At 34.8% G+C, this 12,693-nt stretch carries 12 protein-coding genes and 1 pseudogene; 3 read left to right on the top strand and 10 right to left on the bottom strand.

Going from position 1 to position 12,693, the window contains the following annotated elements; translation table 11 throughout:
* Positions 1-38: 38 nt before the first annotated feature.
* On the bottom strand, positions 39-1,658 hold the full coding sequence (locus tag LN051_RS01175; protein WP_229293588.1) for a BCCT family transporter: 1,620 nt from the start codon (positions 1,656-1,658) through the stop codon (positions 39-41).
* Positions 1,659-2,237: 579 nt separating this feature from the next.
* Here LN051_RS01175 and LN051_RS01170 point away from each other — a divergent pair.
* Complete coding sequence (locus LN051_RS01170; RefSeq protein ID WP_229292809.1) at positions 2,238-2,450, top strand: hypothetical protein; 213 nt, start codon at positions 2,238-2,240, stop codon at positions 2,448-2,450.
* Here LN051_RS01170 and LN051_RS01165 read toward each other — a convergent pair.
* The 5 genes from LN051_RS01165 to LN051_RS01145 all read right to left on the bottom strand — a co-directional run bounded on the left by LN051_RS01165 (position 2,442) and on the right by LN051_RS01145 (position 8,321).
* On the bottom strand, positions 2,442-2,678 hold the full coding sequence (locus tag LN051_RS01165; RefSeq protein WP_229292808.1) for a hypothetical protein: 237 nt from the start codon (positions 2,676-2,678) through the stop codon (positions 2,442-2,444). The two genes, LN051_RS01170 and LN051_RS01165, sit on opposite strands and share 9 nt — an antisense overlap.
* 54 nt (positions 2,679-2,732) lie before the next feature.
* Entirely contained in the window at positions 2,733-3,209 is a 477-nt protein-coding gene (locus LN051_RS01160) for a GNAT family N-acetyltransferase (RefSeq protein WP_229292807.1), read from the bottom strand.
* A gap of 132 nt (positions 3,210-3,341) precedes the next feature.
* The gene (locus LN051_RS01155) at positions 3,342-6,212 is read right to left on the bottom strand and encodes a DEAD/DEAH box helicase (protein ID WP_229292806.1); all 2,871 of its coding nucleotides are present in this window, start codon (positions 6,210-6,212) and stop codon (positions 3,342-3,344) included.
* Between the two features lie 2 nt (positions 6,213-6,214).
* Positions 6,215-6,607: a (deoxy)nucleoside triphosphate pyrophosphohydrolase gene (locus tag LN051_RS01150; RefSeq protein ID WP_229292805.1), complete on the bottom strand. Its 393-nt coding sequence runs from the start codon at positions 6,605-6,607 to the stop codon at positions 6,215-6,217.
* A gap of 265 nt (positions 6,608-6,872) precedes the next feature.
* Entirely contained in the window at positions 6,873-8,321 is a 1,449-nt protein-coding gene (locus tag LN051_RS01145; protein ID WP_274704567.1) for an alkaline phosphatase, read from the bottom strand.
* A gap of 214 nt (positions 8,322-8,535) precedes the next feature.
* Here LN051_RS01145 and LN051_RS01140 point away from each other — a divergent pair, with 214 nt between their 5' ends.
* Positions 8,536-9,189, top strand: a complete 654-nt coding sequence (locus LN051_RS01140) for a hypothetical protein (RefSeq protein WP_229292804.1) — start codon at positions 8,536-8,538, stop codon at positions 9,187-9,189.
* A gap of 163 nt (positions 9,190-9,352) precedes the next feature.
* Here the strand turns inward: LN051_RS01140 and LN051_RS01135 are convergent, their stop codons facing one another.
* Positions 9,353-9,970, bottom strand: a complete 618-nt coding sequence (locus tag LN051_RS01135; protein WP_229292803.1) for a DedA family protein — start codon at positions 9,968-9,970, stop codon at positions 9,353-9,355.
* A 138-nt stretch (positions 9,971-10,108) separates the two neighbouring features.
* Complete coding sequence (locus LN051_RS01130) at positions 10,109-10,525, bottom strand: hypothetical protein (RefSeq protein ID WP_229292802.1); 417 nt, start codon at positions 10,523-10,525, stop codon at positions 10,109-10,111.
* 270 nt (positions 10,526-10,795) lie between these two features.
* Between LN051_RS01130 and LN051_RS01125 the strand changes: the two genes are divergently transcribed.
* On the top strand, positions 10,796-11,056 hold the full coding sequence (locus tag LN051_RS01125; protein ID WP_229292801.1) for a DUF2316 family protein: 261 nt from the start codon (positions 10,796-10,798) through the stop codon (positions 11,054-11,056).
* A 187-nt stretch (positions 11,057-11,243) separates the two neighbouring features.
* Here LN051_RS01125 and LN051_RS01120 read toward each other — a convergent pair whose 3' ends face one another.
* Both LN051_RS01120 and LN051_RS01115 read right to left on the bottom strand, forming a co-directional pair.
* Positions 11,244-11,345, bottom strand: coding sequence for a type I toxin-antitoxin system Fst family toxin (locus LN051_RS01120; protein WP_229292800.1), 102 nt, complete (start codon positions 11,343-11,345; stop codon positions 11,244-11,246).
* A gap of 329 nt (positions 11,346-11,674) precedes the next feature.
* Positions 11,675-12,538 (bottom strand): annotated as a pseudogene (locus LN051_RS01115) (HoxN/HupN/NixA family nickel/cobalt transporter); the annotation flags it as partial.
* Positions 12,539-12,693 lie beyond the last annotated feature (155 nt).

The raw sequence follows: 12,693 nt of genomic DNA, 5'->3' as shown, positions 1-12,693 counted from the left end.
AAAGAGGATGCCGCGGCATCCTCTTTTTGTTTATCTTATTATAAATTGTCGTCGTCTTCCTCGTCTTCTCTCTTTTCTGCTACTTGAACAATACGCAATGAGCGACGTTCTATCTTTTTAAAACGCTCCGCACGTGTCTGTAACGCAATGCGGTCATGCGATAAGATCATCATAAATGAAACCATTATAATTATAAAAATGATAATCAATGGAACACCTGCTACAATCGAGGCGGTCTGCAATATTTCAAGCGCCTTTTCTCCACCAACTAACATAAGTGAAAACGGTAGTAAACACAGCGCAAACGCCCAGAACAAGCGATTCCATTTGAAAGGCTCTCCTTTAACTTTCATTTGAGTTGCGGCTGCAACAATATAAGAAGCTGAATCAAATGTCGTCACTAAGAACAAGAATGCAGACATAATAAAGAGCACCACGACAACTGTTGAAAATGGTAATTGACTAATCACTTCAATAATTGTCGCTTCTGTACCATGCGCATTTAAAAATTTAACAACATCAAATTGTCCTGAAATTTGTAAATACGCCGCGTAGTTTCCGAAAATACCGAAAAACAAGACACACCCAAACGTTCCATAAACGATTGTACCTAAAATGACTTCTTTTAACGTACGCCCTCTAGAAATTCGAGCGATAAATAGTCCGATAAATGGGGCGTATACAATCCACCATGCCCAATAGAAAATCGTCCATGTTTGTGGGAATTTCGTTTCTTCCCTTCCTCCTATACCGCCGAACGGTTCAAGCCAAGTCGCCATTTGGAAGAAGTTTTTCATCATATTTCCAAAGCCAGTGACGGTTGTTTCCATAATAAAAATGGTAGGTCCTACAATAAATACGAATGCTAGTAATACAAACGATAACCAAACATTTAAGTCACTAAGTAATTGAATCCCTTTTTTAAGTCCTTGATAAGAACTGTACGCAAAAACTGCGGTAATACATAACAGTACGATACTTTTTACGAGCATGCTGCTTCCATCAATACCGAACAGTTTTTCAAGTCCTGCTGTAATCATTGGAACACCTAACGCAAATGACGTTGCTGTTCCTCCCATCAAACCAAATATAAATAAAATATCGACAACTTTACCTAAAAATTTATCCGTTTGTCCTTTTAAAATCGGACGACACGCCTGACTAATTTTAAAGATAGGTTGTTTCTTTACGAAGACAAGATAGCCAATAGGTAGTGCAGGCAAAACATAAATAGACCAAGCAATTGGCCCCCAGTGGAACATGCCATACATCGTCGCATAACCTAAAGCTTCTTCACTCATAGGTTTAGCGCCAAGTGGTGGCCCTTGAAAATAATAAGCCCATTCTATGACACCCCAGTATAAAATATCTGATCCTATGCCGGCACAAAATAGCATCGAAGCCCAAGCAAAGTCACTAAACTCTGGTTTGTCACTCGCACGGCCAAGCGTGACAGATCCATATTTCCCAAAGGCAATATACAATACAAAACAAAAAATCGTTAAACCTAATACTAAATATATAGCGCCAAGTTTTGACGTTACAAATTCATTCATAGCCATAACAACAGATCGACTTTGATCGGGAAACACCATCATTGGTATGACCGTTAACAATAACGCCAATGCGGTGCCGACAAAAACGACCCAATCTATCATTTTTCGATTTCGAAGCAATTGAAGCTCCCCCTTTATGTATTCAATCCATTACATTGCTTTTCTTGCTGAAAATCTACGATGTGTTCGACTTAATACATGAAATAGGGTATCTAATAATTCATTTTAATGCAAATTACATACAGTATAGTTGTGACAACTTAATGAATATATATAACTTTCACACTAAAAAGATATTGTCAAAACGCCTTAATTAACTACATAAAGAACGTTAAGAATTCACTTAACAAACTATACAATGCATAAAAATACGCATATACAGAATATTTATTTATTTTAATTTTTTGATAAAAGTGAAGGTCCAAATAGGCATCTTCCTATAAATTAACAGTAGCTCATATAAACAATTTCATTTCTATTAGATAAATATATGGAGTTAGGAAAACGAAGAAAGTGAGTGGTGAATAAGTAGTGTTTTAGTAAGCCTTGAAAAAGTTTTATTACAAATTCTTTCATAGTGTAACTTTGATATAATATAAGTAACCTCAGAATAGAGACAGACGGAAAGTATGAAAAATTGATCTATTAAAAAGGCAGGGATGACTTATGCGATTATTTTTTATGATTATACTCATGTTTATTGTAGTGAACACTTCAGGAACCCTCACTTTGCGCATTCTTGAAACAACATCTCTAAATATTTGGATAGCACGTCTGATTGCAATTTTGGTAGCGCTCCTAGCCGCAGCCATTATGAGTTACCTATACATGCGTAAATATAAACAAAATAAAGAGAAGGAACGTCAAAATTTGAGCGATAAATCTTTAGATTAAATATGGCCACACCAACATTATGCCCCAAAAAATAATCAATATCCCCAAAATCCGTTGCGTTTTTAGCATGAGAATGCCCATCGAAATAAATAAGACAGCAATTAACGTATCTTTAGCAATTTGTGCTAATGGAATGATATGAAAAAGGTGGAGGACAGTAGCAAATAACACTATTAAACCCGCGACAATGGCAACATACTCATATGGTAAAAAGATTTGATTTTTCATCGTATGTCCTCCTTAGCTAATGAGACGCCTCTAACTATAAATGCTTTAGCGGCATTATAATGTTTTTAACATGCGTTGTTCGCGAAAACCTTCATCTTCCTCTTCTTTACCATCAAACTGGTAACCTTGACGCTCATAAAAGTGAATCGTATTCAAATTAGAATCGACAACCCATAATGCGACTTGTGCTGCCTTGTTCTTTATTTCACTTTCCACTTTATTTAAAAGTTGTGTGCCGATGCCTTGACCTTGATACTCGGGTAAGACGTATATCATGTAAATTTCATAACTTTTTTCAAGATCTTTATCTCTTGATGGTCCGTACATAATAACCCCTACAATTTCACTATTATCAATAGCTACCCAACACGCTGCGTTAAAACTCTGATGTTGCTTAACATATTCTTCCTCTTTTTGATTACTCAAATGTGCCTCAGGCAATAAACCTTTATATGTGTCAATATAGGTTACATAATGAACTTTAGCGATTTGTGGAATATCTTCTGTTTGCTTTCGTCTTATTTGAATCATAATCAATACCTCATAATTAAGATTTAAGATTATTGTACATTAAGCACTTTGCAATTTGAAATAACTTTGTGTCCACGCAAAAAAAGTAACGATTATTCGAAAAATTAAAAATCGTTACTTTTAAGGTGCTATTTAACTCTCTACTAAATATCGATAAATATCATCACGTACTGGCGTTTTTAATCCAAGATGCATTGTCACAACTGGTGCACCATTAGGCATTGCTGTTTGCTCCTCCGTACCTTGGATAACATGTGCAGTACCTAAATAATAAAATTGCGTACCTTCCGCATCCTCTTTTTGAACAAATACATAAATGGTTCTATTCGTCTCTTGATGATGCAATATCTTTTGTACTTCTTCAGTCATCATTTTACGATTCGATTTTGTAAACCATTTCATTTCATTTTGACTCAAAAATTCATCTTCATATTGTGTCGTTTCGCTAATATCATCTTGTTTATGATATGTCACAAAAATAGGTATCATATCTTCTTTAACTTTATATCCATATACAGTAGAAGATTCATCATTATGAAAGTTTTTGATTTTTAAAAAGTCTTTTCGTGAATATTTGTGATATAAAAGTAAATCGCTCTGACCATTTTGATGAATTTCATTATTATATTGTGACAACCTCAATATGTCTTCGATGTATCTAACATATCCTTCATCTTCAAGTTGTAGTTTAAATTCTGGGCTTAAATCAACAATCTTATCATGAACAATAATTAAAGGCTTCCCATATATTTTATCAATTGTTTTATTAAAGAAACTCAAATCAAATATGCGTAAGGCCATTTCAACATCATCCATGGTCACTGTTTCATCATATTCCTGTACAAAATCTAACAATTCTTCTTTTCGAGCTTCCCCTTCCATTAATCGAGTCAATAAATAATGTTCAACACTTTTCAAACCTGGTGCAACTTCCCTTGTGAGTAAGACTAGATTTTTTGAAGCATTATCTGATAAATCTACTTCTGTTTCTTTTAACTTTTGTAAAAACAAATGATAATTCTTGAATGGTGCTTTAGAGGTAATAACAAGCGGATCAATAGAATTTTGCTCAATAAAATCCATCATTAACGGCACTCTACCAATACGTTGTTTTACATTATTAAATGCTTCTACTAAATTTTTCATTGAATTGAGCTTAACCTCATTCAATGATTCAAAAATTTTCTTTTTAGCCACTTCTTCAAAGTTAATTGTCGAAACACCGTTTAATACTGCTGAATCGGTTAAAAATTTTCGGTAGGTGTCTTTATTTTGCGATTGATTACCTGACAATGCGATAGGAATAAGATAGTTGTTTTTGTAATTACCAATGAAATCAATCACTGTGACATATTCTTTATTACTACTTTTACGTAATCCTCGACCAAGTTGTTGGATAAAAATAATGCTTGAAGCCGTTGCTCTCAACATAATAACTTGGTTTACTTCTGGAATATCAATACCTTCATTAAACAGATCTACTGTAATAATATAATTGATCAGACCTTCTTTAAGCTGTTGGATAACTTCTAGACGCCTTACTTGCTTATCCTCACCAGTTAAAGCTACTGTCGGTAATCCTAATTCTGTTAACTTTCGTGCTAATTCATGTGCTTCATCTTTACGGCTTACAAAAATCAAACCTTTTAATGCTTCTCCCGAATACCCATAATAATCTATACGATCTAAAACATGTTTTAGCCGCTCATCAGATGTCAATTTTTGTAGTGAGTTGGTATCGTCAATCGTGACACCATCAGCAATATAATCAGTAACCCCAAAATAATGAAAAGGGCATAATATATCATTTTCTAATGCTTCTTGTAGACGAATTTCATACGCTACATTGTAATGAAATATTTCAAAGACATTTAATGTGTCATTACGTTCAGGGGTTGCAGTCATGCCTAGCATAAACTCAGGCTTAAAGTAGTCTAGAACCTTCTGATAAGAACCTGCAGCTACACGATGTGCTTCATCAAATACAATATAATCAAAGTGTTTTGGAGCAATGCATTCGAAAATATCAGGTTTCGAAATCGTTTGAATCGTTGCAAATACATACTTTGCATCTAAATCTTTTTGATTCCCAGTTAAAAGCCCAAATGAAGATGCCGGTTCATCTGCCAAGACTTTTTGATAGTCTTCCATAGCTCTCCGTAAAATACCTTCGTTATGTACTATAAAAAGAAAACATTTAGGTTGGTAACTACGTACATCTAAAGCTGACATAATGGTCTTTCCTGTTCCCGTTGCTGAAACAATAAGCGCTCGTTCCTCCCCACGCGCTCTTATTTCAGATAGAGATTTCAATGCTTCACTTTGCATTAAATTGGGAATTATCGCATGCGCTTCTCGCATCTTATTCTGTAACTTAACCTGCTCTTTTTCAACTTCTAATAATTGTTTGATTGGACGTGGTTGATACATAATTTGATAGTTTTCTATCCATTCAGATGAAAGCGGGGTACTCTCTTTCCAAAGTTGGTCAAATTGATTTTTCACTTTATGCACGATATCACCGTTACGATGCGATGACAATAATATATTGTGTTCATAATTTACTTTTAAAGCATTAGACGTTAAGTTGGAACTCCCAATAACTAATGACGTATGAAAATCATGATCAAAAATATAGCCTTTTGCATGAAAACCACTCACGTTTGTTACTCTGACTTCAACATTCTCAAGTTTTAGCAGCTCTTGATACATTTTGGGGTTATTAAATGCTAAATAATTCGATGTTAAAATGCGCCCTGTTACCCCACGTTGTTTTAATTCGTAAAGTTGTGTTTTTAGACTAGCAATACCACTTTCTGTAATAAAAGCGACTGAAATTGAAAAAGCATTGCACTTATGTAATTCATCTATAATCGTAGCAAGTACGTTCTCTTCACGATTATTAACCAACAATTTAGGCATAAAGTTGCCAATATGTTCTGATGAGCGGTCAATAAATCCTTTATGGAGTGACTGTGTCATTTCACGTATAAGATTTTCCATTATTACCCCTCATTTACAATAATATCGACAGCCGGAATATCTGCAGGAGCCCAATCCAACGATTTTAATTCTTTTTTCTCTAACCATTTGATAGCTTTGTGTTCTGTCAAAGTTGGTAATTGTGATTTTAGCTCACAACGATAGGTCGTTAATTGAATAATTGCAAAGTCATATTCAAATGTCGTAGTTGTCACTTTTTCTCCCACTTCTAAATCACATTTCATTTCTTCACGAATTTCTCGCTTTAAAGCTTCAACATCACTTTCACCATGTTCAATTTTTCCTCCGGGAAATTCCCAAGTTAAAGGTAAACTCATTGTCTCACTACGTTGAGCACATAAGACTTTATCGTTATCAAAAATAACTGCTCCAACTACTGCGATTTGTTTCTTCATTAGAAATATATCCCCTTTTCAAAAGATTAAGTTTATTATAAATGATCTCATAAAATGTTTAAATATCTCAAGTATAGTTCATACTATAGCGCATTACGTTAAATATTGTATGAACGACCAACCTATTAAATATGTATTTATATTTCTTAAATCTCTATTTCAGTCAAATACATTGCGTTACTATCCTAACATAAAGCCCCCGTTCCCTATAAATTGAGGAACGGGGGCTTTATCAAGAAGTTCATACTATTTTTAAAGAATCGATTTATTTCTTAACGTCTTTCTCGAAGAAGTCGAAAATGTTTTTGGCATTATCTGTATTATCGATATTACCTCTCCATTGTTTTGAACCTGGTCCGTATGCGTATGAATTGACATCTTCACCAGTATGGCCGTATGTTGTCCATCCTGTATGGGATTGATCGTTAATAGGTTTTTGAATTGCATCTTGTAATTTTTGAAGTTGCGCTTTGTATTTGCTATTATCTTTCTTTTCATCTAATGCTTTGATGGCATCCGCTTCTTTTTCAATCGCGCTCATTTGATCTTTTGAAACTTCAAAACCATAGCCAGCTTGAATTGTTTTTGTGACATCTTTGCCACTCGCAATTTCTTCAGTCATCCATTTGCCTGAACGCTTCATACTTTTTACAGCTTCTGCATCCCACTTATAGTCTTTGCCTTTACCAATTGTTAAACCACCTGTTGAATGATCTGCTGTCGCAACAACAAGTGTATCTGGGTTTTGTTTGGCATATTTCATCGCATTATCAAATGCCGACTCAAATCCTGACATTTCTGACATTACGCCTGTAATATCATTGGCATGACCTTGTTTGTCAATCGAAGCACCTTCAACCATTAAGAAGAAACCGTTTTTATTTTTAGAAAGCTTTTTCAGAGCCACCTCTTGCATGTCTGAAAGTAATGGATTTTGTTTTGGTGCATCGATTTGTAATGGCATATTTTTCTCCGCAAACAAACCTAATACTTTGTCACTTTTTGAGTTCACAAGTTGTTGCTTATTTTTAACAACATCGTAGCCATCTTTTTTAAATTTCTTATCAAGGTCACCGTTTTCTTTACCGAAATATTTAGCCCCACCGCCTAAAAGTACATCCACTTTGTGTTGACCTTTAATGCGATCATTGTAAAATTGTTTAGCGATTTCATCTTTTTTATCACGACTATCAATGTGCGCCGCGTAAGCAGCTGGTGTCGCATCTGTAATTTCAGCAGTTGAAACTAATCCTGTCGATTTCCCTTGCGCTTTTGCACGTTCTAAAACCGTTTCTACAGACTTTTTATCTGGTGTCACACCGATGGCGCCATTGTAAGTTTTATGCCCTGAGCTAAAAGCAGTTGCCGCAGCCGCTGAGTCTGTAATATTATCTTTTGGATCTTCTGCATTCGTACGCTGTGTTCCTACTAAATATCGATCGAAAGCCGTTTTTTCCATTTCTTTTGTATCCGGGTTATCTTTAAAATAACGGTATGCTGTATTATATGATGGACCCATACCATCTCCCACTAAGAAAATTACATTTTTTGGATTTTTAGTATTACCATACATCGATACATTGTCTTGCTTTTTTTGAGCTTCTGAATCTTTACCTTTTCCACTTGCGTATGTAGGTTGTGTGACTCCTAAAATTGCAGACGCTAACATCGTGCTCGCTAATGATATTTTCATAAATTTGCCAGACATTTTCATATGTAACAAACCCCTCTAAATATTATTATTTTCAGATTCATTGTACTTGTCATATTTAAATTAAAGGTTATTTAGATGTTAACTTTAAGTAAATTCATAGTTATACTTTTATAAAGCTTTTAAAAATATGAGTCATTTACGTGCATGGTCTATCCTAGCATCGAAAAATTGTTTTCATTATAATAAAGTTAACGATAAATACAGGAGGAATTTTATGGAGACTTGTAAACATTGCGGCGCCTCATTAAAAAAATATACGCGTATGTGTCCCCATTGCGGACACTCTCGTTTTGAACCTATCTCTCCTTCTAAGCCGAAATCCTCATTTTTATTTAAAGGGTTAGGTGTGTTGATTACTTTGATGATTATTGCAGTCATCATAGCCCTTATCATACTTGTGATACGACTTGTACATACAGATATTCAATTTGATTTCTCCACTAAAAAATCTGAACGCACAATACCTCAAACCCAAACACAACATATTGATGTTTTGTCCTCATCCTTTAGCACACACTATATGAACGCCAATCATGTTGAAGGGTATCGCAACTTTAAACGCAATCGCTCACAATCACAAATAGAACAACAATTTGGCAAACCTGAAAAAACTTTCTCTATTGACGGTCAAAAAGTATACCAATATGGCGATATCAGTATTGCTTACAATAACGACAAACGCGTCAACCACGTTTTTATTACCCCGACTAATGTAATGACACATGATTTTATTCAAGTCCATCAACGTCCTGACACCGATTATGGTCATTTTTGGTATTACGATAAAAATAGGGGCAACGGTTATACTATTAAAGTTTACGTTCAAGATGGTTACATTCAAGCGATTGAAAACATTCCACAAATATAAAACAGTAGACAGCTCAAAACTATTTTGACAGTTTCATCTATTTAAAAAACAACGTGGGTAGAACAGAAATCAATTTGTTCTACCCACATTGCTTAAAGAAATTGCATACCTCTTTTTGGCTTCCTATATTTAACATGCTATGTGTTCCACATGAAACACTTTTTTAGTTTGCTTGTGTCTTTTTACCTCGACGCCACCATCTATAAATAAGATAAAGTATCGCTAGTGCGATGATAACGACAAATATTTTAGAATAAACCCCTACATATTGAATGATTTGATGAATATGATCTCCTAATGTCATCCCCAGTGTAATTAAGAAAATGTTCCAAATTGCTGTTCCTATCGCTGTAAATAACATGAAATGAAAGATGTTCATTCGTGTCAAACCTGCAGGAATTGAAATTAATGTTCTTAAAATCGGTACGAGACGTGCAAGTAAAATCGCCCAATGGCCATACTTTTCAAACCAGGCTGTTGTTTTGTCTAAATCTTTGCGCTTAATACGGACATATTTACCATATTTATCAATCCAACGGTATAAACGCGCTTCACCAATTAACAAGCCGATATAATATAACACGACAGAACCTGCAGTTGCAGCAACTACTGCTATAAGGCATACTATCCCAAAATTCATGCTTGTTCGTGTTGTCATATAACCCGCGAATGTAAGGACAATTTCAGAAGGAAAAGGGTGCAAAATATATTCAATAAATATTAATAAGAAAGTACCTAAATAGCCATAATGGCTCATCACATCAGTAATCCATTGTTCCATGCTTTTCACCTATTTACTATGAGAATATAATTAATTATAAGTTGTCTTATTCTATTTTACCATAAACAATCTCTCAAATTTATGGTGTCCCTATTTGAACAAACAATACATGAGGAAGCACTATTATAGTTTCTAACATTAATCCATAACCTCTTTAAAAGGATTATCCATATTGTTGTAGTAATAATCATCTTCTTCATCTTGATTCCAATGACGTTGTTCATAGACTTCCCGAGACACAATACTCGTTCGTCGTTCTACGCCGTAACTCTCTATATAAATTCCGTTACGTGATTTAACATACGGAATGACTTTAGCTTTAAATTTAATCTCTTCACCAATCATGGATTGGCACCTCTCAAAATACCGTTCTCGTTCAAATAACCATAGGTGATCAACTTCTATGCCAGAAACGATGACATCTTTTAATAATATGCGTACATTGCGTTTCCAATGGATTTCTATATCTAACATGCTTTTATGTTCTACAGTTGTGATTGTTCCTACGACAATCACTTTCCGATTTTTATAAGGCGCTAATTGCTTTCGTTGCATCGCTTCACCACCTTTCGATACACCCTTATTACCTCTTTATATACCCGTTAATTATGTGAAAAATCCAAAAACTTTATATATTACACTGCTAGACTTTCAAATTATGAAAAATAGCGCACACTCTTAAGGTAGTCTTCCTTCACACTTACCTTAGAGATGCGCGCCGTCTAAAACAAGCTATTTCCCTAATTGACAACTGCTCTTTCTCTACTTATGATTAGACTATTCCATACATTTAAACACCATAGAATAAAGAAAGAAGGTCTCAAAATGTCACTGACTGACACACAACGTCAAACTACTCGGGCGGAATTATACGCACACTATGAAGATTCACATTTGAGCTTAGAAGGCCTTGCTACATTACTTGGAACAAGTCCAAAAGAAGTGCGCGATATTCTAGATATGAAAATGCAGCACACCTCTGAAACGTTATTTTACAATCGACTTAACACTTTAATAGATTTACTTAATACAAACATTATTCGAAATGGTGGCACGCCTGCCCCATACACTTTTCTTAAATTTTAAAATTTAGATTGTTTTTCAGATACGATTAGAATACGTTTGCGCCCAATGCTGCGTTTTCCTAGTCACTCACTTTGCATTTATCATATATTTAGTGTTATACTTTAGCCAACAAGGATTCTAACATAGAAACACCAATCCCCTCACTACTGCCATAGTGAGGGGATTTTTGGGTGCTAGCTAAAGTCGCCTATTTTTTCTTATTGTCACGCGTACGTAGCCAGTGCGTAAATAACGCAACAATACAACCACTGATGATGGTGGCCGTGATGTGAACAAGGATTTCTAACATAGATGAACACCTCCTCTCTACGTCAATTTGACGCCTGAGAGATAGGCGACGATTACAGTATAGCATCAGCACTACATTTAAGCACTCTAATATTGGTAATCTAAAATATGCCTCTTATTCATACCCCTCCTTTAAAGACAATATATCTTAACTAAAAATAATCCTTTTATTCATACATTTTGCATCCATTAATGGCTTTCCATTTTAAACACTTTCCAAATGATTAAGGAGATTAACCATGCCAAAACAAATATAATGACTAAACCATATCCTAACCAACCTATATCCAGCTGTGTAATCCATCCTCCTAATCCTGAAGACCAATTCTACTTTTCTCCAATTAGTTGAAGAATTTCCAACACACCAATAAATAATGCTGCGATTACTGAGACAGAAGTAATCGTAATATTGTAATAAATTTTCCTAATTGGTGTCTCAAACGCCCAATGATACGCTTTAGTCATCACTACACCATCTAACGTATCTAACAAACTCATACCTGACGCAAACAAAATCGGTAGCGCTACTATTCCTATCAACGGTAAAGTTTGTTGTGCTGCACCTGCTGAGAGCGCGAGGAGCGAAACCTCACTTGCTGTATCGAATCCTAAACCAAATAAAAAGCCTAATGGATATACGTGCCAACTTTTAGTAATAAACTTGAAAAGCGGACGTATAAAGCGTATTATGAATCCTCTAGAATCCAGTAACGCATTCAGTTCCAATGACGTAATGTGTTCACTTCTTACCTTTTTAAATAACTTTATGAGTTGGATTAAAATAATTAAATTTAGGATTCCAATCAAAATAAGAAAAAATCCGGAAACTAATGTGCCGATAAGTCCACCGGTATCTTGAAATGTAGGTAAATGTGCTTTAGCCCAATTTACGGCAATCCCTAATAATACCGCCATTAAAAACACGACGGACGAATGACCCAAAGAAAAATAAAAACCGACACCAGTTGGGTTTTCGCGTTGTTCTAATAACTTTCGCACCGTATTGTCAATCGCTGCAATATGATCTGCGTCAAAAGCATGACGTAGCCCTAAAGTATAAGCGATTACACCCATGCCTAATAACACAGGATGGTGCCACCCGCCTAAAAATAAAAAGCTTATCCCAATAATATGTAATAAGCCTACGATACCGAAGTAGCCTACTGAATGTTTCATTTTTTGTTTAATTTCCATAAAATCACCATTACTATTTTAGAATAATAAAATAATACACCCATACGTTGATAAATTAAAGTAAAAAAGCGATAATTATTTTTAAACAAACATAAATATTCGAAATTTCATAACAATTAACATAATTAAACGATTTATAAACCGATTTATACCTA

This window comes from Staphylococcus ratti (assembly GCF_020883535.1).
Lineage (GTDB): Bacteria > Bacillota > Bacilli > Staphylococcales > Staphylococcaceae > Staphylococcus > Staphylococcus ratti.
The sequence above is the reverse complement of the archived record's forward strand: the minus strand, read 5'-3'. Positions and strand labels throughout refer to the sequence as shown.

Bases quoted from the DNA above. Each gene is read 5' to 3' on its own strand.
- LN051_RS01175 (WP_229293588.1), bottom strand. From the start codon at position 1,658: ATGATAGATTGGGTCGTTTTTGTCGGCACCGCATTGGCGTTATTGTTA.
- LN051_RS01170 (WP_229292809.1), top strand. From the start codon at position 2,238: ATGATTATACTCATGTTTATTGTAGTGAACACTTCAGGAACCCTCACT.
- LN051_RS01165 (WP_229292808.1), bottom strand. From the start codon at position 2,678: ATGAAAAATCAAATCTTTTTACCATATGAGTATGTTGCCATTGTCGCG.
- LN051_RS01160 (WP_229292807.1), bottom strand. From the start codon at position 3,209: ATGATTCAAATAAGACGAAAGCAAACAGAAGATATTCCACAAATCGCT.
- LN051_RS01155 (WP_229292806.1), bottom strand. From the start codon at position 6,212: ATGGAAAATCTTATACGTGAAATGACACAGTCACTCCATAAAGGATTT.
- LN051_RS01150 (WP_229292805.1), bottom strand. From the start codon at position 6,607: ATGAAGAAACAAATCGCAGTAGTTGGAGCAGTTATTTTTGATAACGAT.
- LN051_RS01145 (WP_274704567.1), bottom strand. From the start codon at position 8,321: ATGAAAATGTCTGGCAAATTTATGAAAATATCATTAGCGAGCACGATG.
- LN051_RS01140 (WP_229292804.1), top strand. From the start codon at position 8,536: ATGGAGACTTGTAAACATTGCGGCGCCTCATTAAAAAAATATACGCGT.
- LN051_RS01135 (WP_229292803.1), bottom strand. From the start codon at position 9,970: ATGGAACAATGGATTACTGATGTGATGAGCCATTATGGCTATTTAGGT.
- LN051_RS01130 (WP_229292802.1), bottom strand. From the start codon at position 10,525: ATGCAACGAAAGCAATTAGCGCCTTATAAAAATCGGAAAGTGATTGTC.
- LN051_RS01125 (WP_229292801.1), top strand. From the start codon at position 10,796: ATGTCACTGACTGACACACAACGTCAAACTACTCGGGCGGAATTATAC.
- LN051_RS01120 (WP_229292800.1), bottom strand. From the start codon at position 11,345: ATGTTAGAAATCCTTGTTCACATCACGGCCACCATCATCAGTGGTTGT.